At 65.8% G+C, this 22,123-nt stretch carries 20 protein-coding genes, 1 tRNA gene and 1 pseudogene; 9 read left to right on the top strand and 13 right to left on the bottom strand.

Annotation, left to right across the window (positions count from 1 at the left end; translation table 11 throughout):
- Positions 1-290: 290 nt before the first annotated feature.
- The 3 genes from rluB to WS92_RS18540 all read right to left on the bottom strand — a co-directional run bounded on the left by rluB (position 291) and on the right by WS92_RS18540 (position 4,665).
- On the bottom strand, positions 291-1,952 hold the full coding sequence (rluB, locus tag WS92_RS18550; RefSeq protein ID WP_059929684.1) for a 23S rRNA pseudouridine(2605) synthase RluB: 1,662 nt from the start codon (positions 1,950-1,952) through the stop codon (positions 291-293).
- Positions 1,953-2,015: 63 nt separating this feature from the next.
- A complete protein-coding gene (scpB, locus tag WS92_RS18545) occupies positions 2,016-3,353 on the bottom strand; it encodes an SMC-Scp complex subunit ScpB (RefSeq protein ID WP_059929686.1) in 1,338 nt (445 codons plus the stop codon).
- Between the two features lie 409 nt (positions 3,354-3,762).
- A complete protein-coding gene (locus WS92_RS18540; protein ID WP_006026529.1) occupies positions 3,763-4,665 on the bottom strand; it encodes a LysR family transcriptional regulator in 903 nt (300 codons plus the stop codon).
- A 419-nt stretch (positions 4,666-5,084) separates the two neighbouring features.
- Between WS92_RS18540 and WS92_RS18535 the strand changes: the two are divergent.
- Together WS92_RS18535 and WS92_RS18530 are read left to right on the top strand one after the other, a co-directional pair.
- Positions 5,085-5,471: pseudogene (locus WS92_RS18535) on the top strand (transposase); the annotation flags it as partial.
- A gap of 213 nt (positions 5,472-5,684) precedes the next feature.
- Positions 5,685-5,936 (top strand): hypothetical protein, encoded by a 252-nt coding sequence (locus tag WS92_RS18530; RefSeq protein WP_061083874.1) that lies wholly within the window; start codon positions 5,685-5,687, stop codon positions 5,934-5,936.
- 160 nt (positions 5,937-6,096) lie between these two features.
- Here WS92_RS18530 and WS92_RS18525 read toward each other — a convergent pair whose 3' ends face one another.
- The gene (locus tag WS92_RS18525; RefSeq protein WP_009912654.1) at positions 6,097-6,414 is read right to left on the bottom strand and encodes a hypothetical protein; all 318 of its coding nucleotides are present in this window, start codon (positions 6,412-6,414) and stop codon (positions 6,097-6,099) included.
- A 201-nt stretch (positions 6,415-6,615) separates the two neighbouring features.
- Between WS92_RS18525 and WS92_RS18520 the strand changes: the two genes are divergently transcribed.
- The 3 genes from WS92_RS18520 (at position 6,616) to WS92_RS18510 (ending at position 8,258) form a co-directional block, all read left to right on the top strand.
- A complete protein-coding gene (locus WS92_RS18520; RefSeq protein WP_059929688.1) occupies positions 6,616-7,338 on the top strand; it encodes a YdcF family protein in 723 nt (240 codons plus the stop codon).
- Positions 7,339-7,582: 244 nt separating this feature from the next.
- Entirely contained in the window at positions 7,583-7,852 is a 270-nt protein-coding gene (locus WS92_RS18515; RefSeq protein ID WP_059929690.1) for a hypothetical protein, read from the top strand.
- A 148-nt stretch (positions 7,853-8,000) separates the two neighbouring features.
- Positions 8,001-8,258 (top strand): hypothetical protein, encoded by a 258-nt coding sequence (locus tag WS92_RS18510; RefSeq protein ID WP_004191628.1) that lies wholly within the window; start codon positions 8,001-8,003, stop codon positions 8,256-8,258.
- 52 nt (positions 8,259-8,310) lie between these two features.
- Here WS92_RS18510 and WS92_RS18505 read toward each other — a convergent pair whose 3' ends face one another.
- Both WS92_RS18505 and bamC read right to left on the bottom strand, forming a co-directional pair.
- A complete protein-coding gene (locus WS92_RS18505; RefSeq protein ID WP_006026524.1) occupies positions 8,311-8,601 on the bottom strand; it encodes a putative quinol monooxygenase in 291 nt (96 codons plus the stop codon).
- A gap of 562 nt (positions 8,602-9,163) precedes the next feature.
- Entirely contained in the window at positions 9,164-10,369 is a 1,206-nt protein-coding gene (bamC, locus tag WS92_RS18500) for an outer membrane protein assembly factor BamC (protein WP_006026523.1), read from the bottom strand.
- Between the two features lie 314 nt (positions 10,370-10,683).
- Between bamC and WS92_RS18495 the strand changes: the two genes are divergently transcribed.
- The 4 genes from WS92_RS18495 (at position 10,684) to WS92_RS18480 (ending at position 16,052) form a co-directional block, all read left to right on the top strand.
- Positions 10,684-11,172, top strand: a complete 489-nt coding sequence (locus WS92_RS18495; RefSeq protein WP_015602277.1) for a DUF2844 domain-containing protein — start codon at positions 10,684-10,686, stop codon at positions 11,170-11,172.
- Positions 11,173-11,182: 10 nt separating this feature from the next.
- Positions 11,183-12,373: a DUF3443 domain-containing protein gene (locus WS92_RS18490; protein ID WP_059929692.1), complete on the top strand. Its 1,191-nt coding sequence runs from the start codon at positions 11,183-11,185 to the stop codon at positions 12,371-12,373.
- A 234-nt stretch (positions 12,374-12,607) separates the two neighbouring features.
- A tRNA-Pro gene (locus WS92_RS18485) sits at positions 12,608-12,684 on the top strand.
- A 1,214-nt stretch (positions 12,685-13,898) separates the two neighbouring features.
- Positions 13,899-16,052, top strand: coding sequence for a hypothetical protein (locus tag WS92_RS18480; RefSeq protein WP_059929695.1), 2,154 nt, complete (start codon positions 13,899-13,901; stop codon positions 16,050-16,052).
- Positions 16,053-16,193: 141 nt separating this feature from the next.
- Here WS92_RS18480 and WS92_RS18475 read toward each other — a convergent pair whose 3' ends face one another.
- The 7 genes from WS92_RS18475 to infC form a co-directional block, all read right to left on the bottom strand.
- Positions 16,194-16,598 carry a MerR family transcriptional regulator gene (locus WS92_RS18475; RefSeq protein ID WP_006026516.1) on the bottom strand — a complete coding sequence of 135 codons (405 nt, stop codon included), beginning with the start codon at positions 16,596-16,598 and terminating at the stop codon, positions 16,194-16,196.
- 57 nt (positions 16,599-16,655) lie between these two features.
- On the bottom strand, positions 16,656-17,060 hold the full coding sequence (locus tag WS92_RS18470) for an integration host factor subunit alpha (protein WP_006026515.1): 405 nt from the start codon (positions 17,058-17,060) through the stop codon (positions 16,656-16,658).
- Between the two features lie 72 nt (positions 17,061-17,132).
- Complete coding sequence (gene pheT, locus WS92_RS18465; RefSeq protein ID WP_059929697.1) at positions 17,133-19,565, bottom strand: phenylalanine--tRNA ligase subunit beta; 2,433 nt, start codon at positions 19,563-19,565, stop codon at positions 17,133-17,135.
- 87 nt (positions 19,566-19,652) lie between these two features.
- A complete protein-coding gene (gene pheS, locus WS92_RS18460) occupies positions 19,653-20,666 on the bottom strand; it encodes a phenylalanine--tRNA ligase subunit alpha (protein WP_059929699.1) in 1,014 nt (337 codons plus the stop codon).
- A gap of 148 nt (positions 20,667-20,814) precedes the next feature.
- Positions 20,815-21,174, bottom strand: coding sequence for a 50S ribosomal protein L20 (gene rplT / locus WS92_RS18455; RefSeq protein WP_004192938.1), 360 nt, complete (start codon positions 21,172-21,174; stop codon positions 20,815-20,817).
- A 30-nt stretch (positions 21,175-21,204) separates the two neighbouring features.
- Positions 21,205-21,402: a 50S ribosomal protein L35 gene (gene rpmI, locus WS92_RS18450; RefSeq protein WP_004191477.1), complete on the bottom strand. Its 198-nt coding sequence runs from the start codon at positions 21,400-21,402 to the stop codon at positions 21,205-21,207.
- 193 nt (positions 21,403-21,595) lie between these two features.
- The gene (infC, locus tag WS92_RS18445; protein ID WP_075644849.1) at positions 21,596-22,120 is read right to left on the bottom strand and encodes a translation initiation factor IF-3; all 525 of its coding nucleotides are present in this window, start codon (positions 22,118-22,120) and stop codon (positions 21,596-21,598) included.
- Between the last annotated feature and the right edge of the window lie 3 nt (positions 22,121-22,123).

Here is a 22,123-nt window from a genome sequence, read left to right as displayed (position 1 = left end):
TGTCCGCGCCCGCCCCTCGCGATTCACCCGCTGAACGCGCGCCTTAGCCGGCGCAGGAAGCGCTACCCGAGATGCCCAACCGTTTCGGCAAAAAAAAATGGGCGCAACGCCCATCTTGTTACCGGTGGTCGCACCTGAGCTACACATCGAATCCGTACGCCCAGCGACTCCGCGATTATAGCGATTTTTGGCCCGAACGCAAAGCTCGGCCCCGCAAAATCAGCCGAAAACGGCGATTTTGCGGGGCACTCGCAACGCGCGCCGCGGTTGCGAATGCCGTTCTCACCCGCTCAGCGGCTGCGCGAACGATTGCGCTGCTGCGGCGTACGCTGGCCGCCGCGTGCGCCGCCTTCGGCGCGATTGCCGTTCGGGTTGCGGCCGCCCTTGCCGGCGCCGCGCTTGTTGGCGCCCGCGCCGCCGTAGGACGCGCGGTTGCCGTCGACGTCGCGGCCGCCCTGGCGCGGCGCGCCGCCGCCGTAGCCCGGCAGGCCCGCGTAGCCGCCCAGCCCCGCGCCGAAGCCGCCGCCCGCCGGGCCGCGGCGGCCGCGCCGCGGCTGGTCGAGCTGGCCGTGAGTCGTCAGCACGGGTTCGCGATTGATGAAGCCCATCGACGTCTGCATCGGATCGGGCTGGCGGCGCTCGGTCGCGCCGCCGCGCTTGCCCTTCTCCTCGGTCGGCGCTTTCAGGCCGACCGTCGACATCAGGCGCCGCACCTGCGCCTCGTCGAGCTCCTCCCAGCGGCCGCGCTTCAGCCCGCGCGGCAGCGGAATCGGGCCGTGGCGCGTGCGGATCAGGCGGCTCACCATCAAGCCGACCGCCTCGAACATCCGCCGCACCTCGCGGTTGCGGCCTTCGGCGAGCGCGACGTGATACCAGTGATTCGTGCCTTCGCCGCCGCCGTCGCGGATGCGCAGGAAGTTCGCCGGGCCGTCGTCGAGCTCGACGCCGTGCAGCAGCTTCTGGCGCGACGCCTCGGACAGCTCGCCGACGACGCGCACCGCATACTCGCGCTCGACGCTGTAGCGCGGGTGCATGAAGCGGTTCGCGAGGTCGCCCGACGTCGTCAGCATCAGCAGGCCCTCGGTATTGAAGTCGAGGCGGCCGACCGCGAGCCATTTCGCGGTCTTCATCGGCGGCAGCCGGTCGAACACCGACGGGCGGCCCTCCGGATCCGCGTGGCTCACGATCTCGCCCGTCGGCTTGTGGTACAGCAGCACGCGCGGCGGCTTGTTCGGCAGCTTGCGCTTGACCGGCTTGCCGTTGATCCGGACCTGATCGGTCGGCATGATCCGCTGGCCGATGTGCGCCGGCTCGCCATTCACCGACACGCGGCCGGCGACGATGAGCTCTTCCATCTCGCGGCGCGAGCCCATGCCGGCTTCCGCGAGCACCTTGTGCAGCTTCGGCGCGTCGTCTTCCGGCGACAGCACGCGCTTCGGCTGATTCTGGCGGCCCCGGCGCAGCATCGGCGCGCGCACGCCACCGCCCGACGCGTTGTTGTCGGCGTCGAACGCGGGTGAAATCACGTAGGCAAATACATCGTCCTGGGCCGCCTCGGCGGACGACGGGGCCGGCGCAGCCGGCGCGCCCCGCTTCGCCTGGCCGCCTTGCCGCGCCGCGCCTTCGCGCTTGCCTGCCGCCTTGCGCGGCGCCTTCGCCGCGGCGTCCTTGCTGCGCGGCGCGCGAGCCGGTGCTTTCGCTGCGTCGGCGCCCGCGCCCGCACCGGCGTCGGCCGCCGGTGCCGCTTCAGCGCTTTCCGCCGCGTCGGTATTCTTCGACTTCGCGGCCGCGCGGCGGCGCGCGATCAAGCTGCGCGGCCCGCGCCGCAAGCCGCGGCGCGGGCGGTCTTCGCCGCCCCCGTCCGCAGCGGACTGCTCGGGTGCGCCGTCGGCGCGCGCCGTCGCAACGGCATGCGCAGATTCGGACGAATCGATGTCGTGGGTATCAGTCAAAACAACCTCAAAATGTCAGGTCTCGCGCCCGTCGCGGGCACGGCTGGGGTTCGGCCGCCCGTCTCAGGCGCGACGCTTCGCAGGCTCTTCTTCTTCGTCCTGCTGCGCGCGCTCGGGGACCGCCTCGCTTGCACTGCGCACGGCGTCGGCGAGACTGTTGGACGTGTCGTCCAACGCCTCCTCCGCGTGCGCCCGGACCGGCTCGGCATCGTGCGGGATGCCGCCGATCGCGCCGTGGTCTTCCTTCGTCGCTCGGCCCGCCGCCGGGTCGGCGGCCGCCTCGCGGGTTGCTGCGTGTGCCGCGTCGGCAGGCTCCGCGCCCGGCCGCGCGACGGGGTTTGCGCTTTCGTTCGCCCGTGCGGGCGATTCGGCGCGCTCGCCGCCGCCGGCGGCAACGCCGGCCGCTTCTTCGGCATGCGGCGCCATGACGGCGTCCGCTGCATCCTGTGCGACCGCGTGCTCGTGCGACGCAGTCGTGTCGGCTTCTTCACTGCCCGCCGACGCCGGCTCGGTCATTCCGCCCGATTCGATCTCGCGAGCGGCGTGGCCGGCCGCCTGCCCGGATGCGCTGTCGCCGCACGGCGCATCGACGTCCGCATCGGCGCCGGCTCGGTCGTCATTATCGGCCGGATCGACGATCCGTGCTGCCGAACCGCCCATCCCTCCGGATCGCGCAGCGCCCGCGCTCGTCGATGCGGCATCCGCTTGCGCCGGCTCATCGCCGGCCCGCGTCGCGCCTTCGCGCGGCGAAACCGTCGGATCGGCTGCCAGCCCAGCGAGCTCGCCCGCTTCCGCGCCGGGCACGTCGGCAAGCACCTCGCCGACGCCGCGCACATCATCGGGAAAGTCGATCGCCTGCTGCGCGAGGAGGCTCGCCTCCAGATGCGCGGCCGGCTCCTCGAGCGCCGGCAGATCGTCGAGCGCCTTCAGGCCGAGGTCGTCGAGAAACTGCTTCGTCGTTGCATAGAGCGCCGGACGGCCCGGCACGTCGCGATGACCGATCACCTCGATCCAGCCGCGGTCCTCGAGCTGCTTGACGACCTGCGTGTTCACCGTGACGCCGCGAATTTCCTCGATGTCGCCGCGCGTGACCGGCTGCCGGTACGCAATGATCGCAAGCGTCTCCAGCACGGCCCGCGAATATTTCGGCGGCTTCTCCGGATGCAGCCGGTCGAGATACGCGCGCATCGCCGGCTTGCTCTGGAAGCGCCAGCCCGAAGCGAGCGCGACGAGTTCGACCCCACGTCCGGTCCATTCCCGTTTCAGATCTTCGAGCAGTGTTCGGACTGTGTCCGCCGACACGCCGTCGGCAAAGAGCTTGCGCAAATCGCCGAGTTTCAGCGGCTCCTGCGCGCAGATCAAAGCAGTCTCGAGGACGATTTTCGCCTCTTGGGTATTCATGCAGCTAGGTCAGACCCTGTGGTCAAACGAACCGGATCAATCGAACAGACGAAAGGAACGGAAGACGCGCTCGCCCGATTCTGATCGGTCATATTGATGGGAGCACGAACCGGGGGCGGCGAACCAACTCTCAAGCCCAACCCGAACCGGACGGAACAGCGCGGAACCATGCCGGAACCGCGTGACTGAGCGCCATCTTACGCAAAATTAACCGGTGCGTAAAGACAAAGAACGTACGGCAAAAGACATATCCCCGGCGCGCAGCCGGCCACGAAAACGGCCTCCGGCGCCGCCTTTGCCGCGCCCGCGAATCGCCGCTCCACGCCGGCAAACGGCGATCCGCCCCGAAACCGGGCGCCCCGCGCGAACGACGCGTCGAGACGCCGGAAAGTCTGTGTACGACACATCGTCAGCCCAGATCCTCGACACGCGCCGGCATTTCCTTCACGAGCCCCCAGACCGCGTCCGCCGCCGGCGACAGCGAGCGGTCGCGCCGCCGAACGAGCTCGACGGTGCGCTCGGCGCGAGGCGTCAGCGGCCGCGCGACGAGCGACGAGCCGGCCGGCAGCGGCAGCGACAGCCACGGCAGCACGCTCACGCCGACGCCCGCCTCGATGAGGCCGAACACCGTCGCCGAATGGCCGAGCTCCTGCACGACGCTCGCTGCGACCCGATGCGCCGCGAGCGCCGCGTCGATCAGTGGCCGGCTGCCCGATGCGTAGTCGAGCAATACGAGCCGCTCGCCCGCGAGAGCCGTCCACGGCACGCGATCGCGCGCGGCGAGCGGATGATCGGCGCGCGCGACGAGGCAAAACGAATCGGTCATCAACGGCTCGCTGATCAAATCGTTCGTCGCGAGCGGCCCGATCACGACGCCGAAATCGACCTCGCCCGATTTCACCTTGCGCAGCACGTCGCTCTGCACGTCGTCGCGCAGACCGAGCGTGACGAACGGAAAGCGTCGCTCGCACGCGGCGACGATGCGCGGCATCAGCCGGCACGCTATCGTCGGGCTTGCCGCGACGATCACGCGCCCGCGACGCTGCTCGCCGATCTCGCGGATCTCGCGCAGCGTATCGTCGAGATCGCCAAGCAGACGCGACACGCTCGCGATCAGATTGGCGCCGACGTCGGTCAGTTGCACGTCGCGCGTGGTTCGGTCGATCAGCTTGAGTCCGATCTCGCCTTCCAGCTCGCGCACCGAGCGGCTCACGGCCGACTGCGTGAGACCGATCTCGTCGCCCGCCCGGCTGAAGCTCTTGAGCCGCGCGACCTCGATGAACACGCGCAACTGCCTGAGCGTGATATTCATGGGATTCCCTCATCAATCGGACGCATCGATGCGCGATTGTATTGCGTCCTGACTATCTCGTGCCGTGTGTCGGTGCGGTGCAGCACTCGGCTGAAACGCACGTCTCACGGGCCGGACTGCACAAGATTGGTGATTGTCCTTATTTGCTCGACGGTCATTTTGGCGTCTTATACGCCCCTAGCTGACGCGGCTGTCAGCTAGCTGCCAGGCGGCTTTGGGACGGTCGTCGCCAACATGGCACGCTTCCTGCGTTAGCAGGCGCACAGGGCTGCGGGCGTTCGGACTTCTCGCGGCGGATCGCGCAACATCCGCCGCCTCATGGAGCCGATGCCCTCACCCGGCACTCGCTGGACGAGTGCTCGACGAGTGCGCGGCGCAGGGCGGCGCACCGGAGTTAGCTTCGCTGAGGTGAGGACATGATGCTGTTCGACGATTTGAGAGACAACGAATGGGCGCTGCTCGAGGGACTGTTCTGCTCCGAGCCCGCACGCAGTGAGCGCCGCGGTCGTCCCCGCGTGGAAGCCCGCTCGGTGGTGAACGCCGTTCTCTGGGTGCTGTCGACGGGCGAAGGCTGGTCGAAGCTGCCCGGCCGCTATCCGTCGCCGCCGACTTGCCGTCGACGCTTCGACGAATGGCAGGCCGACGGCACGCTCGCCGAAGTGGTGAAGCGCCTCGGGACGAGCGGCCGCCAGATCTCGCTGCGCGGACGCATCGGCGCAAGCGCGGTCAAGCCGCCCGCGCCGCCGAGCCGCGATCGACTGCGCGGCGCCTTCTGGACCAATCCGGAATCCTGGCGCGCTCCCGTCAAGATGGCATGAATTCTATTTCTGGGCGGCACTGGCCGCCCAGAATCGTTTTCGGCGCCCCTTCGGCACACGGCCGCCTGTTCGCTCGGACTCCTGACGACGCGATCCTGCGAAACATCTATTTACTAATATTTACAGCGCGCCTTCGCTCCCCCGCTTAACTTAGCGATATATGAACGAGCCGTTCGACGGCTTGAAAGGGAGCTTCCAACGATGAAACCCATGTCACTGCTCACGGCATGCGGCGTTGTCGTTTCGCTGGCGCTCGCCGCTCCTTCACGCGCCGACTCATTTCCACCCAGACAACACGGTCAGCAGGAGCAAGTCACCCGCTCGCAGGCCCGTGCGGCCGTGCCAAGTGCGCGACCCAATGCGCCGCGCGGCGATCTGCGCGGTGACATCGCGAGCAACGCACGCGCGCACAACGACGCGCAACGCCCGCCCAACGATTCGAACCATCACTGACGCCGCGCCAGGAAAAATCCGCGCGCCCGGGAACTGCGCGACGCACGCCGAGTCAGATGGTTGCCATGAGCACAGCGTGGCAGCAGCAATGTACCCGGTACCGCCCGTATCCTCGCGATACGGGCTTTTTTTCGCGCGAAAGAGGCGGTGCGCGGCAGTGCTATAAGCGGCTTTCGAGAATCGACACGGCGCTCGCTTCGCTGAGCGCGTAGTCTTCGATTCGGCGAGCCTCCCAATCGGGCTGCCTCTCGTCTCGTTCGAGCCGAGCAAATTCGACTCGCCCGTTATCCGTCAAAACGGCAATATCGACGGGCGCGTGGAAACCGGGCGCGGGCGCGACAGTCTTCTGCCGAACCGTATCCATCAAGCCGAGCGCACGCAGGTATTCGAATACACCCGGACGCCTCGCCCACGGAACCTGACGGTACTGGACGCGCCTGAGCGCGTCGAGCACTGCTTCGTTGGAATACGTGGCCATCTCGATTCTTTCTTAAAGTGCGGCGACATTGCAAAGCAGCCCCGCCGAGCGAGGTCTCCGCCCACCGGCGCCGCCACGCAGCTCAAGAGGGGTCCTTATAATCCCTCCACCCCATCCGACCCGATCCCTGGCGCTTCGTTCGCGCCTTACGGGGACAGATCAACAATCGCTCCCGCAAAAAGCTACCTTACCCCAATCAAATTGATTCTGTTTAACTCATTTGGACTTCTCTTCGTCGTTTTCCTGCTCTGCCGCAAACGGCGCGCCGCGTTCGCGATACTCGCGGCCGGCGCCGCACTCTTGTGGCTGATCGCTTCCGGCTGGCTCGCCGCGCCGCTCGTCGCGCTCGCGGAAGCCGGCGTGCGGCCGGTCGCGCATCCGGTGATGACGGGCGACACGACGATCGTGATGCTCGGCGCGGGCATCAGGCGCCGCGACGGCGCCGCAGTGCCGCCGCGCGACGCACTCGCCCGCATCGACAAGACCGCCGAACTCTATTCGGCATGCCAACGAACGGCGAAGCGCTGCACGGTCGTCGTGTCGGGCGGCGATCCGCAGATGCGCGGCATCACCGAAGCGGACACGTATGCGCCCTATCTACTCGCGCGCGGCGTTGCGCACGCCGACCTGATCCGCGAGAGAAGCAGCCACACGACCTATGAAAACGCGCGCTTCACCGTTCCCATATTACGCGCCCAACATTACGATGATCTGATTCTCGTCACTTCGTCATATCAGATGAAACGCGCGCTCCTCGATTTCGAGCGGTTCGGGATCGTGCCGCAACCCGTCTACGCAAACCGCAGGGACGCGCGGCTCGGCTGGCTGCCGCGCGCGGCCAACCTCGTCAACGCCGAGTTGGCGCTGCACGAGATCGTCGGTGTCGCGCAATTTCATGTGTACCGCCGCCTCGGCTGGTTTTAGCGGCGCACGCCACTTTGTCCGCGCCGGATCGTCGCGGCCTCGGTGCCGCCGATGCTCGCCGCAACCGCGCGAATGGCGCAGCGATGACGGATTGCGCCACTGTTGCGCTCGATCCACGCGACGCAGCGCCAAGACGCAATCGAATGCACTGATCCGTCACTTTTGATAAACTCGGCTCACTCGATTGCAGACGCCAGACAAATCGGCAACACTCGGGTCCATCACCACTTAGCGGAGGTAAGCAATGAAGAAGATGACCATGGCTATCCTGGTTTCGATGTCGGCTCTGGCTGGCGCGGCCCATGCGCAAGAGAGCACGGAAATCAAGACGATCATCGATCCGGCGAAGATCGCTGAAATCGAGCAACGCGCGCAAGCGCTGCAACAACAGCAGGCAGCCGAACCGGCCGCCGAGGCGAAGCCGATGCACGAGCACAAGCATCACGCGAAGAAGGCTCACAAGGGCGCGAAGAAAGCAGCCAAGGCGGCTCCGGCAGACGCCGCCAGCCAATAAAGCACGGCACGTCCCGCTTGCGCGAATGCCGAATCCGGCCTGCCGGGTTCGGCTTTTTCATTGGCGCGCCCGAATGAGCACGCAGCGCATTGTGCTAAAGTCGCGCACCGACTTTTCCAACCGTGCGCACTCCGGTGCGGAGGACTGAATGAGCAACATCCAACTGGACATCGAATGGACCGAAGCCGCGACGCGCAAGATCAAGCAATTGATGCCGCGCGGCTCCGATGACGCGTTCCTCGCGCTGCCGCCGATCGAATGCCTGCCGATGGAAGGCGACGTGCTTTTCCTCGGCCCGCAAGGCAAACAGCAGCCGTTCATCGTCGCGGAGCGGCAATACCACCACGATGGCGACGCCGACTGGACGATCATCCTGATCCTCGACGTTCCGAACGCATCGCACTGACCGTCGTTGCACTTACTGGGCTGGGCCGGGCCGCGCACGGCCCCTCGCTTCGCTACGCGATCTTCGACGCGACGCGAATTTCCGAATGCTCGATCCAATCCGCTGCGGCGCGCTTGTACGCGTCGATATGCGCGGAGCGCGCATGGGCGGCAAGCGCGGCTTCGCTGGCCCACCGCTCGATGAAAATGAAACGGCGCGGCTCCTGTAAGTCGCGATGCAGATCGTATTGCAGCGCGCCCTCTTCGTTGCGCGTCGGCCCGACAATCCCCTCGAGTTGTTCCAACAGTTCCGCTTCTGCGCCAGGCTTGGCGACGATGAGCGCGACCACGGCGACTTCGGACATGCAGATCTCCTTTGCTTCGTGACAAAGGGGTCAGCATACGCGAATCGAAGCAAGCAGGCTTTCGCGTTTCGACGCTCACCCGCCTCAAAAAAATAGCCCGCGCTTCACGGGAAGCGCGGGCAAAACCGTCGCCCTACGAGGATAGGCGACGGGGCCACCGAGACCCGCGCGAACGCGCGGGTCATCGTCCAGTACGGCAGCTTCGCCGGCAACGGCGACTGCCCGAAACGTCGATATCCACACTAGGCGGGAGGCACGCGTAATCGAACCTGGCTGTTTTTGGGCGTCCTCCCTGATTGCTTGTTGACGATAGAAGGAGCAGCTTCCGTGCCAGCCAGAAGTGAATTATCAAGCGATTGATTTTTAACGATTAATTCTCAAATGGCGGGCAGAAATGCGCATTCATTCCAGTCGTTACGAGGTGACGTTACGTAACACGACGGGCGTGTGACGGGCGCACGCGCGTGCGCCCGGGCCGGCATTGACGTCCGACGCAGATAAAAAAAGCCCGCCGAAAGGCGGGCTTCGCTGGTTCGGCGGCGAAGTGCCGCGCGCAGCAACCTCAGCGCAACTGATTGACGAGAAGCGACATGATCTGCCGCGCGGGCGCCGACGCATCGACGTTGCCCTTGTCGTCGACGACCGCGATGCGCGTCTCGCCTTCCGTCACCGCCTTCACGTTGACGACGTATTGCTTCGCCTTCTTTTCCTTCTTGCCGTGGAAAAGCTGGCTCCAGAAGCCCTGCTCCTCGACGCTCAGGTCCTTCGGATCGACGTAGCGGACGTAGTACAGCCCCTTCGTGCGATCGCGATCGTCGACCGTGAAGTTCGCGCGATCGAGCGCCAGGCCGACATGCAGCCACGAACGATCGTACGGCTCGGCAAGCGTCACTTCAGGCGGCACGTCCGGCACGGCCGCTTCGCTCGGAGTGCTCGACGTCGACGCGCTCGCGACGTTCTTCGCAGCGATCGCCGCGGCCGCCTCCTTGCTCTTGCTGCTCGACGCCTTCGCGCGCGACGGCGCCGCATCGTCGACGATCGGCACGCCGCCCGCCTTCACGCGCGCGTCGTTCTGTGCGATCACGGCCATCAGGCGCTTCAGGTATTCGGTTTCGAGACCGGGATCGTTCGGCTTCGGCTCCCACTTGCTCGAATCGTTGTTCGCGCCCGTCAGCGCCTCGCGCATCCCCTTCTGACTGATGAACACGTACGTGCCGCCGTTCGGCGCGGTGTCGAGGCGCGTGCGGTACTTGTTGCGCTCCGCCGTCACGTACGAGTTGCCCATCGCCTTCGAGATCACCCCGCGAATCAGGCCATCGTTGATCTGCGGATGGGTTTCGTTCCAGTCGGTTTCCATCACGCCCTTGTCACGCTGCTCGACGACGAGCAGGAAGCCCTGCTCCTGCCAGAAGCGGCGCACCTGGGGCCAGATTTGCGCAGGCGCCTTGTCGTCGATCACGAGCCAGCTCTCGGTGCCGTCGCGCTGAATGCGCATGCCCGGCACGGCGGGCGCGACCGCATCGGTGGGCGGCGCGGCCTGCTGCACCTGCTGCAGGCTGGAAAGCGACGTCGCACCGCCCTGCGGCGGCAGCGAACGTTGATCCGGCGTCTCGTCGAGCATGTTGGGCGGCACCGCGAGCGACACCCCCTTCGATTTCGAATCGCTCTTGTAGTCGATTTTCGTAGGCGACGGCGAACTGCAGCCGGCCACGAACGCGCCGGTTGCAAGCAGTGCTGCGAACCGCTTGGTAAGACGAAGATCAGTCATGTTCTGGGAATCCTTCCACTAGACTAGGTCACGGCGACTTTTCCGTGAGTCAACTTTCTATTTTACCGGTCCGGCGGCAGACCGTGCAAAAAGCGCACAGTCTCATTCGCGCTCATTTGCCCGCCCGCATTCCCGTTTGTTCGCGCGCGGGCCGCGCTCGCCCGAAACGTCAGCGCGATGCCCCGCGCCCCCGCGCCGCCGACTAGGGATAACGAGCATCCGCTTCCCTCGATTTCGGGCGCGGCACGCACCGGGACTCACTATCATTGATTGAACAGTGACCCCACCCGTATCCACCTGCGGAGGGCAGTCGCATGAACGACAAGAAATCATTCCCCCTGACACGGCGCCGCCCGGCGCACGCCCTTCTCGTTGCCGCCGCCGTCACCCTCGCCCCCGTTACCGCACACTCGCAGCTCGGCGGCACCGTCACGAATTCGCCGGCACGCGCGCTCGCGCAAACGTCGGCCACGCTGCTCGACGGCGCCGTCACGATGCGAAGCTATATCGATGCGGGCGGCACGACGATTCGCGAATACGCGACACGCGCCGGACTCGTCTTCGCTTACACGTGGGACGGCCCGACATCGCCCAACCTGCGGCAGTTGCTCGGCGAACGCTTCTCGACCTACCAGAGCCACGCTGTCTCGACGGACGCGCGCACCCGCGCGGGACTCCATGCCGGACGCGTCGCGCAATCCGACTTCGTCGTCGAGGCCGGCGGTCGCATGCGCGCGTATGTCGGCCGCGCATGGCTGCCCGGCGCGGTGCCGTCCGGCGTGTCGATCGACGACTTGCGGTAAGGAGGCGGCCATGACCCTCAAGATCGCGTGGTGTGTCGCCGCGCTCGCCGCGACGCTCGCCGCATGCGGCGGCGGCTCGACGACATCGAACTCGAACGGCACTGGCGTCACACCGTCCAATGCGGCGAACGTGCAGTCCGTTACGGTATCCGAGGGCATCACCGGCGCCGCGAACATGCTCATGACGACCGTCACTGTCTGCGCCCCGAATACGAGCCAATGCCAGACGATCGACAACGTGCAGGTCGATACCGGCTCGGACGGCTTGCGCATCCTCGCGGCCGCGCTGCCGTCGAGCGTCGCGCTGCCCGTCGTGCCGGCCGCGAATGCGCCGATCACGGGCGCCTGCGCGATATTCGGCACGGGCTTCACATGGGGCGCGGTGCGTCGCGCCGACGTGAAGATCGCAGGCGAAGTGGCGGCGAACATCCCGATCCAGGTGATCGCCGATCCCAGCACGCCGAGCGCGCCCGCCGGCTGCACGCAGAGCGCCGGGCCGATGCAAACGCAAGGGGCGCTGCGCGCGAACGGCATTCTCGGCATCGGCCTCTTCGTCACCGACTGCGGCGCCGCGTGCGCGAACAACGCGCTGCCCGGCTGGTATTACGGATGCACGGCGGGCGGGGCGTGCGCGAGCACGTCGCAGCCGATCGCGCAACAGATCGCGAATCCGGTCGGCGCATTCTCGAGCGACAACAACGGCGCGGCAATCATGCTGCCCGCGATTCCGGCAACGGGTTCTGCGACGGTCAACGGCTCGCTGGTCTTCGGCATCGGCACACAGGCGAACAACGGGCTCGGCGCCGCGACGCCGCTCGCAACGATCGCATCGGGCGCCTACGTGACGAGCGTGCTCAACGGCAACACCAACGCGCGCACGTTCTTCGACAGCGGCTCGAACGGAATCTTCTTCGCGGATGCGTCGCTGCCGCAGTGCGGCTCGTGGTTCTGCCCGGCGAGCACACAGACGTTCGGCCTCTCGCTGAGCAGCGGCGACGGCGCATCGACAAAAGCGACGACGTTCCAGGTCGCGAGTTCGCAAGTGCTGTTCTCGACGTTCAACTTCGCATTCAACGACCTTGCCGGCCCGATCGGCAACGTCGTCGATCTCGGACTGCCGTTCTTCTATGGACGCAGCGTCTATACCGCGATCGAAGGAAGAGCGACGCCGCTGGGGCCGGGACCATACTATGCGTACTAAACGAACGAGCGGAATGTGTGATGACCCGGTGAAGGCGGCAGCGCAAAGCTCGGCGGCACGCGAAGTGTTGACTCGTGTTGATCTGCGTTGACTGATTCGCGTTGATCCGCGTTTCGACGGTGTCGATCCGCGGCGGACAGCGTCCCGCCGAAACGAGCGGCGCATGAGCGCCGAACAGAATTTGCATCGGGGCAGTTCTATTTACGAAAAGTGTCTGTTATAATTTCACGCTTTCGGGGCGTAGCGCAGCCTGGTAGCGTACCTGCATGGGGTGCAGGTGGTCGGAGGTTCAAATCCTCTCGCCCCGACCAGATCAAAACCCGCATGGCGTGAGGCTGTGCGGGTTTTTTAACTGGCGCTCATTTTTTGGGCAAATTGGACACCATATTAGACACTGTCCAATATTTGACTCCGGACGCACGCGGAATTCGGCGTAACGTCAGCATATGCATTCTTCCCCGCATGCTGAAAAAGAAAAGCCCCGCGAGTGCGAAAACTCGTGGGGCCTATTCGGCGATCCCATCCAAAAATTGACCTTCGCGCGCCCTGCACGCCTTCCACCTATTTCTGTCGGCCGCCGCCGTCGCCGCGCTCCTTCAGGCGCTTCTTCAACTTCCCGTTCTGCATGGCGAGTAACGCGGGGCGCGATCAGCGCCGCAACAGGGAAGAACCACTCTCCCGAATAATGCAGAAGCGCCCATGCAACGGCCACCACCCCAACGGCGAAGGCGACCAGGGCCAACCCGTCCGCGATCCGACATGCCGCCGTCCTCCCCGCGACTTTCGCGCAGAAAGCGTACGCACGCTGCCGGCCCGGACTGAAAGACTTCAGGGCATCGCTGAATCGTGAGGCAAACACTCGAGAGCAACGAAATTCGGTTGGCATCGCCCACTGGCGAACCGGCTTCGCTAAGGCAACGGGTAGCTGCAACTGGTCGAAGCGTCGAGCACGACCGTCAGGCTCCGAATGACTGCACCGGCGTAGAACGCGGCATCGCATGCGGAAACGACGGCGTGCATCTCAATCCCGGTCGTCGCGCCGGTCAACTAGACGACGGTCGCGTTCGTGCCCCGTGACCTCGGCGTGCCGAGGCAGAAGGACAGAGAACTGGCATACGACGCGATCTTTCAGCCACGACGTGGCCCTCCGGCGGCCGCCCCATGCAGCACACGGCGTCCACATGAATCGCCTCCGATATCGACGAGCACCGCGCCAGGACGAAACCATCCGCCAATTTTCCGCCTCCCGGCTCGCCGCGCCCCGTCATACAGGCGTTTGATTCGTATCATCGACATCGCGACATCCGCACTGCGATATGCGTTCTCGCACCGCAGCACGATGTGCCGACGTTTGGTGCCGTCCCTCTAGCGCGGCTATGCCACACTGCCCCCAAACATCGGCGCCAGCCGACGCGCGCGCTCGCGCGCCAGTCACGACAAAGATAGGGAGACATCAACGATGTGGACACCGGTCCAGCGCGTCCATTGCACGCCATCTCATCGCGCGCCCGGCGCATGGCGCGCCATGCGCACGGCCGTTTCGGCTTCGCGCTGGTTCTTGCGCTCGTGCGCGGGAATGGCGGTCACGCTCGCCGTTCTGAGCGCGGGATGCGCGGAATCGACACCCAAATCCGACACCGGCGGCGGCGCATCGACGACGATCGAGCGCACGAAAGCCGAGCGCCTCGCGCGCGAACAGCAGATCGCGCGGACCGTGCCGACGCTCGCGTCGATCAAGGTCGACCAGCCGCGCCCGCTCACGCTGCGCGATTCCGGCCAGAGCGGCACGCTCGCGTTCCTGCGTGAAGTCGATTTCCGCATCGTCGGCGATCTCGGTTTCCTCGTCCACGAGCTGTCGGCGACGCTCGTGCCGACGCATCCCGGCGCCCCCGCCGTGTTCGACGACCCGACGAGCTTCGACATCGCCGTGCACCACGGCACCGTGACGCTCGACAACACGAAGCTCAACGCGCTGTTCGGCGGCTATATCTTCGGCTATCGCAACGCGCCACTGCGCAACGTGCGCGTGACGGCGGGCGACGGCGTCCTCGACATCCGCGGCGAGATGCAGCGCGACGGCTGGGTGCCGTTCTCGCTGAGGGGCAAGCTGGAGATCCGCGGCGGCTCGACGCTCGTGTTCCGCCCGACCGACGTGCACGTATCGGGCATCGACGCGGGCCCCGTGATGCGGGCTGCGAAGGTGCAGGTGTCGGATCTGCTGAAGATCGACACGCCGATCGTGCGGCTGAACGGCAACGATCTCGTGCTCAACGTCGACAAGCTGCTGCCGCCGCCCCATCTGAAGATCAGCATCGTCTCGCTGAAGCTGACGCCCGTCGGGCTCGATCTCGTGCTCGACGACGGCACGAAGGCGGGCTTCACGATGCCGGAGAGCGCGCCGAAGCATGCGATGTATCTGCGCGGCGGCGACGTGAAATTCATGCGGACGATGCCGATGAACGCGGACATCGTGATCTATCCGCCGCGCGAGGCGTCCCCGGACGACGCGTTCATATTCGACATGTATCACTATCGCGATCAGCTCGTCGCCGGCTATTTCAACTTCGAGCCGAGCGGCGCGCTGTCGATCCTGATGCCGTCGTATCGGCAGGTCGCCCGCCCCGTCGCGGCGAGCGTCGGCAGCGCATCCGCGCGCTTGAACGACAGCCTGATCGACGCGCAGCAGTCGAGCCTCAACGAAGCGCGCCGCCAGTGGGAGGCGTTCGCGATCGTGCCGAACAGCGGCACGCCGCAGTCGAACTTCCGCAAGGTGGCCGCCAAGCGTGGCGGCGACGTATCGGCGTTCGGCCCGCGCCATATTTCGAACGGCACGACGACGATCCACCTGCACAACGCGGACTTCTACATCGCGGGCAACATCGGCTTTCGCGTCGACGATCTCGTCGTCCAGCTCGTCTCGAAGCGCGCGGGCGAGCCCGTCGATCTCGACGATCCGAACCAGTACGACATCCGCATCCTGAGCGGCTCGGTGCTCGCGCCCTGGAGCGCGATGTCCGACCTCTTCAATCGCCATCTGCTCGACTATTCGCCGCGCTCGCTGAACGATCTGAAGCTGAGCCCCGACGGCAACGCGCTGCGCGTGCAGGGCGGCATCAAGCTGTGGAACCAGGTGCCGCCCGGCGTCTGGCTGCCGGCCGACATGAAGGGTTCGCTCACGCTGCTGGACGACCGCCATCTCGCGTTCACGCCGACGCAGGTATCGGTGCTCGGCATACCGCAGGCGAAGCTGCTGCGCGCGCTCGGCATCGAGCTGTCGTCGCTCGCGCCGCTCAAGCGCCGCGGCGCCGAGCTGCGCGGCGATTCGCTCGTGCTCGACCAGCACACAGTGTTCCCGCCGCCTGTGCTGATCGGCCGCATGTCGCAGGCGACGGTCGAACCGGACGGTCTGCGCCTGACGTTCCGTCCCGCGCCGAATTCGCCCGCGCCGCGGCCGCCCGCGAACCTCCCGGACAGCTACCTGTGGCTCGAAGGCGGCGACACGAAGATGTTCAACGTACTCGTGCTGAACATGCGCATTCTCGTTCTGGACACGGCGAAGCAACGGGTGCGCTTCGACCTCTACGACTACCGCGACGTGGTCTCGCGCGGCTCGGTGCGGATGGTGCATGACGGCACGCTGTACGTCGACGTCGGCAAGAAGGACCCGCTCGTGCCGTGATCCTCGCCGCGCGCGCACGGCCGCGCCGCGGCGAAGGGCGGAGCAGTCCGAAAAAGCCCGGGCGAACCAAGGGTTCGCCCGGCTTTGTCCACGCTTTTCAGCCTGCCTGCCAGTCGAACAGCACTCGGCCCGGCCCGGCGCTCAGCCGCGCTTGAGTCCGTCGATCACGTCGATCAGCGCCTGGCGCAATTGCGCGACATCGACCGTCTCGCGTGCGGCGGGCTCGGCCGCTTGCTGCTCGAGCTCGTGGGGCTCGGGAGGCGCGCTCCGCTCGCTGCCGACTGCGTCGAGCCGGTTGCGGGCGCCGTTGATCGTGAACCCCTGCTCGTACAGCAGCTCGCGGATCCGCCGGATCAGCAGCACCTCGTGGTGCTGATAGTAGCGGCGGTTCCCCCGCCGCTTCACCGGGCGCAACTGCGTGAACTCCTGCTCCCAATACCGCAGCACGTGAGGTTTCACGCCACACAGTTCGCTCACTTCCCCGATCGTGAAATAGCGCTTCGCGGGAATCGGGGGCAACACGACTTTCTCAACCGTCGACGCCATCGTCAGTTAACCGTCGGTAAGGGGCGCGGGCGCTGCGCGCAGAAGCGAAGCGCCGGCTTAACGCACGAGATCCTGCTCGGCGCCGTTTTCGACGAGCGCCTTCAGCTTCTGGCTCGCATGGAACGTCACGACACGGCGCGCGGCGATCGGAATCGCCTCGCCCGTCTTCGGATTGCGCCCCGGCCGCTGCGGCTTGTCGCGTAGCTGGAAATTGCCGAAGCCCGAGAGCTTCACGCTCTCGCCGTTTTCGAGCGCGTCCCGGATCACCTCGAAAAACGCCTCGACCATGTCCTTCGCCTCGCGCTTGTTGAGGCCGACACTGTCGAACAGCAGTTCGGCCAATTCGGCCTTCGTGAGCGTCGGCGTATCGCCGGCGGGCGACGACGCCGGAACGTCGCGGGACATGGCGCTGCGCTGCGCCGTCAGAAGGGCTTCAAATTCACTCGAGTTCATGTCGTTCATATCTGCAAAACCAGCGCGTCAAACTTGGACAAAAACACTGACAAAAGCGGCGGCTTCCACCGCTTTTGCGCCCTATCCGCGCAAACGCGCGCCATAGACTCGAGCCATGCGGTCCACGAGGGTCTGAATCGCCTGATCGACCGTCTCGTCCTGCAAGGTTCCGGCCGCATCCTGCAGCGTGACGCGGAACGCAAGGCTTTTCTCGTGGGCTGACAACCCACTGGAAGTATTTGATTTTGCACGAAATTCGTCGAAGAGCGCAACTTTCTGGACGAATTTGCACGCGTCCTCGGCGAGCGCCTTCTTCATTTCGTCGAAAAGCGCCTGCACTTCGACCTTCTGATCGACGACAACCGCGATGTCGCGACGCACCGGCGGGAACTTCGACACCTCCGACGGCGCAGGCAGCGCGCGCGCGACGAGCGCATCCGCGTCGATCTCGAACATCACGGGCGCGTGCGGCAGTTCGTACTGCTGCATCAGGCGCGGATGCAGCTCGCCGATCCAGCCGACCGCGCGGCCGTCGACCTCGATCTGCGCACTGCGGCCCGGGTGCAGCGCCGGATGCTCGGCCTTCACGAAGCGCGCGACGACGGGCGCGAGCAGCGCCTCGAGGTCGCCCTTCACGTCGAAATAATCGACCTGGCGCGTCGCCGCCGCCCATTGCTCGTCGACGGCGGGCCCGTACGCGAGCGCGCCGACGCGCTTCGGCTGCGCATAGCCCTCGACCGCGAGCTCGCCCGCCTTCACCGCCGGGTCGGCGATGAACACGCGCCCCGTCTCGAATACGCGCACGCGATCGGCGCGGCGGTTCAGGTTATGGCGCAGCACGCCGACGAGGCTGCCGAACAGCGTCGTGCGCATCACCGACAACTGGCTCGCGATCGGGTTCAGCAGGCGCACCGGGTTGTCGTTGCCGGCGAAATCGCGCTCCCACTCGGCATCGACGAAGCTGAAGTTGACCGTTTCCGCGTAGTCGCGCGCGGCGAGCGCGTGACGAATCGCGTGAATCGAGCGGCGCGTCTCGTCGGTCGCGCGCATCTCGCTTTTCGCAACGGGCGGACGCGCGGGAATCTTCTCGAAGCCGTGAATCCGCGCGACTTCCTCGATCAGATCCTCTTCGATCTCGATGTCGAAGCGATGCGGCGGCGGCGTCACGCGGAACACGTCGCCGTCGCGCTCGAACGCGAGGCCGAGCCGCGTGAAGATCTGCGCGACTTCGTCCTCGCCGATCTCGACACCGATGATCCGGTTCGCGCGCGACACGCGCATCGTGACCGCCGCGCGCTGCGGCAGGTTCACGACCTGATCGTCGACGGGGCCCGCCTCGCCGCCGCAGATGTCGAGGATCAACTGCGTGATCCGCTCGACGTGCTCGACCGTCGTCGAATAATCGACGCCGCGCTCGAAGCGATGCGCCGCGTCGGTCGAGAAGTTGTACTGGCGCGCGCGGCCGCGGATGCTGTCCGGCCACCAGAACGCCGCTTCGAGATAGATGTTGGTCGTGTCGAGGGTCACGGCCGTGCTGTCGCCGCCCATGATGCCCGCGAGACTCTCGACCTGGGCATCGTCGGAAATCACGCCCACCGTCTCGTCGAGCTCGACCGTGTTGCCGTTCAGGAGCTTGAGCGACTCGCCGCGCTTGCCCCAGCGCACGTCGATGCCGCCGTGGATCTTGTCGAGATCGAACACGTGCGACGGGCGGCCCAGCTCGAACATCACGTAGTTCGAGATGTCGACGAGCGCCGATACGCTGCGCTGGCCCGCGCGCTCGAGGCGCTCGACCATCCATCGCGGCGTCTTCGCGCGCGCGTTCACGCCGCGAATCACGCGGCCGGAAAAGCGCCCGCACAGATCGGGCTCGGAAATCCTCACGGGCAGCGTCTCCGTCAGCTCGGCAAGGACCGGCCGGATGTCGGGCGCGACAAGCGGCGCGCCCGTGATCGCGGCCGTCTCGCGCGCGATGCCGAACACGGACAGGCAATCGGCCTTGTTCGGCGTCAGCTTGATTTCGAAGACCGTGTCGTCGAGATTCAGCGCGTCACGGATGTCCTGGCCGACGGGCGTGTCTTCCGGCAGGATCATGAGGCCGCTGTGATCTTCGGAAAGCTTCAGCTCGCGCGCCGAGCAGAGCATCCCCTGGCTCTCGACGCCACGCAGCTTCGACAGCTTGATCGCGAACGGCGCGCCGCCTTCTTCGGCGGGCGGCAGCTTCGCGCCGACGAGCGCGACCGGCACCTTGATGCCCGGCGCGACATTCGGCGCGCCACAGACGATCTGCAGCGTCGCGCCGGTGCCGGCGTCGACCTGGCAGACGTTGAGCTTGTCGGCATCCGGATGCTTGACCACCTCGAGCACGCGGCCGACGACGATCTTCTCGGTCGGCGGCGCGGCCGGGCGCAGCGACTCGACCTCGAGCCCCGCCATCGTCAGCGCGTGCGACAGCTCGTCCGTCGTCAGTTGCGGATCGACAAAGGTTCTCAACCAGGATTCAGGGAATTGCATGGATATCCACGTTCGAAACAGGTTAGATCGAGGCCCGGCGCGCCGCCTCGACAGGCCGGCCGGGCGCGGAGCGAGACGGTCGCGCCGTTACGCGAACTGCCGCAGGAAGCGCAGGTCGTTCTCGAAGAACAGACGCAGGTCCTGCACGCCGTAGCGCAGCATCGTCAGCCGCTCGAGGCCGCTGCCGAACGCGAAGCCGATATAGCGCTCGGGATCGAGCCCCATGTTGCGGACCACGGTCGGGTGCACCTGGCCGGAGCCGGAAATCTCGAGCCACTTGCCGGCGTTCTTGCCGTGCTCGAACATCATGTCGATTTCCGCCGACGGCTCGGTGAACGGGAAATACGACGGACGGAAGCGCACGAGGATGTCGTCGCGCTCGAAGAATTTCTTCAGGAAATCGGTATAGACGCCCTTCAGATCCGCGAAGCTCACGTTCTCGTCGATCCACAGGCCTTCGACCTGGTTGAACATCGGCGAGTGCGTCGCGTCGCTGTCGACGCGGTACGTGCGGCCGGGGGCGATCACCTTGATGGGCGGCCGGTTCATCCGCGCGTAGCGGACCTGCATCGGGCTCGTATGCGTGCGCAGCAACAGCGGACGGCCGTCCGCGTCCTTGCCGTCGACGTAGAACGTGTCCTGCATCGAGCGCGCCGGATGGTTCTCCGGGCTGTTCAATGCGGTGAAGTTGTACCAGTCGGTTTCGATCTCCGGGCCGTCGGCCACGTCGAAGCCGATCGAGCGGAAAATCTGTTCGACGCGCTCCCACGTGCGCATCACGGGATGGAGGCTGCCCGTCCCCGCTCCGCGGCCGGGCAGCGTGACGTCGATCGCCTCGGCGGCGAGACGCTGGTTCAGGAGCGCGTCGGCGAGCGCCTGACGGCGCGCGTTGAGCGCGGCTTCGACCTGCTGCTTCGCGACATTGATGCGCGCGCCTTCCATCTTGCGCGCTTCGGGATCGAGCTTGCCGAGGCCCTTCAGCAGCTCGGTCAGTGCGCCCGACTTGCCGAGAAACCGCGCCTTCTCGTTCTCGAGCGTGGTGATATCCGCAGCCCCTTCGAACGACTGCTGCGCGTCGGCGACAATCTGGTCCAGATCCATTGATCCCATCACTTCCAACGTCAGTTGTGCATGTCGAGCGAAACGCCCGACCCAACAAAAAAGGGGCTCGGAAGAGCCCCGTTTTCGCTGCAGCGGCCGCGACTACCGGAACATCGCTGCAGCTCACCACGCAGTGCTAATTTCGCAATTAGGCTGCAACGGCGGCCTTCACCTGCTTCACGATCGCGGCAAAGGCTGCCTTGTCGAACACCGCCATGTCGGCCAGCACCTTGCGGTCGAGTTCGATCGACGCCTTCTTCAGGCCGTTGATGAACACGCTGTAGGTCATGTCGTGCTGACGCACGGCCGCGTTGATACGCGTGATCCACAATGCGCGGAACACACGCTTCTTGTTGCGGCGGTCGCGGTACGCATACTGACCGGCGCGCATCACCGCCTGCTTGGCGATGCGGTAGACGTTATTGCGACGGCCGCGATAACCCTTGGCCAGGTTGATGATCTTCTTGTGACGGGCCCGTGCGGTTACCCCACGTTTGACTCGAGGCATGTTTCTCTCCTGTGAGTATCGGTTGAGGGGTTACGCGAACGGGAGCATCGCGCGGACGGAGTTCAGATCGGAATCATGAACTGCCGTGGCGCCGCGCAGGTGACGCTTGTTCTTCGTGGTTTTCTTGGTCAGGATGTGGCGCTTGAAGGCTTGACCGCGCTTGACGGTGCCGCCCGGACGCACCACGAAGCGCTTCGCAGCGCTCTTCTTGGTCTTCATCTTAGGCATGACGAACAACTCCAGTTTATTTGATGGAGGTGGGTGTGCGGTTGGCTTGCGCCCTCAACCCGCCCTTCGGAACCCAGTCCACTTGTGTACGGCGCGTGCGCTCGCGCGACCGCCGCTGTTTCGGGCGCGCCGCCCTGACCGGGCGACGCGCCGAACCACTTCATCGAACCGCCGCGCTCGCGCGGCACGCTCGTTACTTCTTTTTCTTCGGCGAGAGCACCATGATCATCTGGCGCCCTTCCATCTTCGGCATCTGCTCGACCTGACCGACTTCGTCGAGATCGCCGCGCAGACGCTCGAGCATCCGCATGCCGATTTCCTGGTGAGCCATTTCACGGCCGCGGAAACGCAACGTGATCTTCGTCTTGTCGCCTTCCTCGAGGAAGCGCATCAGATTGCGAAGCTTGACGTTGTAATCGCCGTCATCGGTCCCCGGGCGGAATTTCACTTCCTTGACCTGGATGACCTTTTGCTTGAGCTTCGCCTCGTGCTGCTTCTTGGCTTCCTGGTATTTGAACTTGCCGTAATCCATCAGACGGCAAACCGGCGGAGACGCCTGCGGCGCGATTTCCACCAGGTCAACATCCAGTTCTTCCGATTTACGGAAAGCCTCGGCGAGTTTCACGATGCCGATGGGCTCACCATCGACCCCGACCAGACGCACTTCCGGCGCAGTGATTTCACCGTTGATGCGATGCGACGACTTATCAGTAGCGATGTT

The sequence above is a fragment of the Burkholderia sp. MSMB1588 genome (assembly GCF_001546925.1).
GTDB lineage: Bacteria > Pseudomonadota > Gammaproteobacteria > Burkholderiales > Burkholderiaceae > Burkholderia > Burkholderia humptydooensis.
The sequence above is the reverse complement of the archived record's forward strand: the minus strand, read 5'-3'. Positions and strand labels throughout refer to the sequence as shown.

Bases quoted from the DNA above. Each gene is read 5' to 3' on its own strand.
- WS92_RS18525 (WP_009912654.1), bottom strand. From the start codon at position 6,414: ATGGCCACGTATTCCAACGAAGCAGTGCTCGACGCGCTCAGGCGCGTC.
- WS92_RS18495 (WP_015602277.1), top strand. From the start codon at position 10,684: ATGAACGACAAGAAATCATTCCCCCTGACACGGCGCCGCCCGGCGCAC.
- scpB (WP_059929686.1), bottom strand. From the start codon at position 3,353: ATGAATACCCAAGAGGCGAAAATCGTCCTCGAGACTGCTTTGATCTGC.
- rpmI (WP_004191477.1), bottom strand. From the start codon at position 21,402: ATGCCTAAGATGAAGACCAAGAAGAGCGCTGCGAAGCGCTTCGTGGTG.
- rplT (WP_004192938.1), bottom strand. From the start codon at position 21,174: ATGCCTCGAGTCAAACGTGGGGTAACCGCACGGGCCCGTCACAAGAAG.
- WS92_RS18490 (WP_059929692.1), top strand. From the start codon at position 11,183: ATGACCCTCAAGATCGCGTGGTGTGTCGCCGCGCTCGCCGCGACGCTC.
- WS92_RS18515 (WP_059929690.1), top strand. From the start codon at position 7,583: ATGAAGAAGATGACCATGGCTATCCTGGTTTCGATGTCGGCTCTGGCT.
- pheS (WP_059929699.1), bottom strand. From the start codon at position 20,666: ATGGATCTGGACCAGATTGTCGCCGACGCGCAGCAGTCGTTCGAAGGG.
- WS92_RS18480 (WP_059929695.1), top strand. From the start codon at position 13,899: ATGCGCACGGCCGTTTCGGCTTCGCGCTGGTTCTTGCGCTCGTGCGCG.
- pheT (WP_059929697.1), bottom strand. From the start codon at position 19,565: ATGCAATTCCCTGAATCCTGGTTGAGAACCTTTGTCGATCCGCAACTG.
- WS92_RS18540 (WP_006026529.1), bottom strand. From the start codon at position 4,665: ATGAATATCACGCTCAGGCAGTTGCGCGTGTTCATCGAGGTCGCGCGG.
- WS92_RS18530 (WP_061083874.1), top strand. From the start codon at position 5,685: ATGAAACCCATGTCACTGCTCACGGCATGCGGCGTTGTCGTTTCGCTG.
- WS92_RS18505 (WP_006026524.1), bottom strand. From the start codon at position 8,601: ATGTCCGAAGTCGCCGTGGTCGCGCTCATCGTCGCCAAGCCTGGCGCA.
- WS92_RS18510 (WP_004191628.1), top strand. From the start codon at position 8,001: ATGAGCAACATCCAACTGGACATCGAATGGACCGAAGCCGCGACGCGC.
- WS92_RS18475 (WP_006026516.1), bottom strand. From the start codon at position 16,598: ATGGCGTCGACGGTTGAGAAAGTCGTGTTGCCCCCGATTCCCGCGAAG.
- WS92_RS18470 (WP_006026515.1), bottom strand. From the start codon at position 17,060: ATGAACGACATGAACTCGAGTGAATTTGAAGCCCTTCTGACGGCGCAG.
- bamC (WP_006026523.1), bottom strand. From the start codon at position 10,369: ATGACTGATCTTCGTCTTACCAAGCGGTTCGCAGCACTGCTTGCAACC.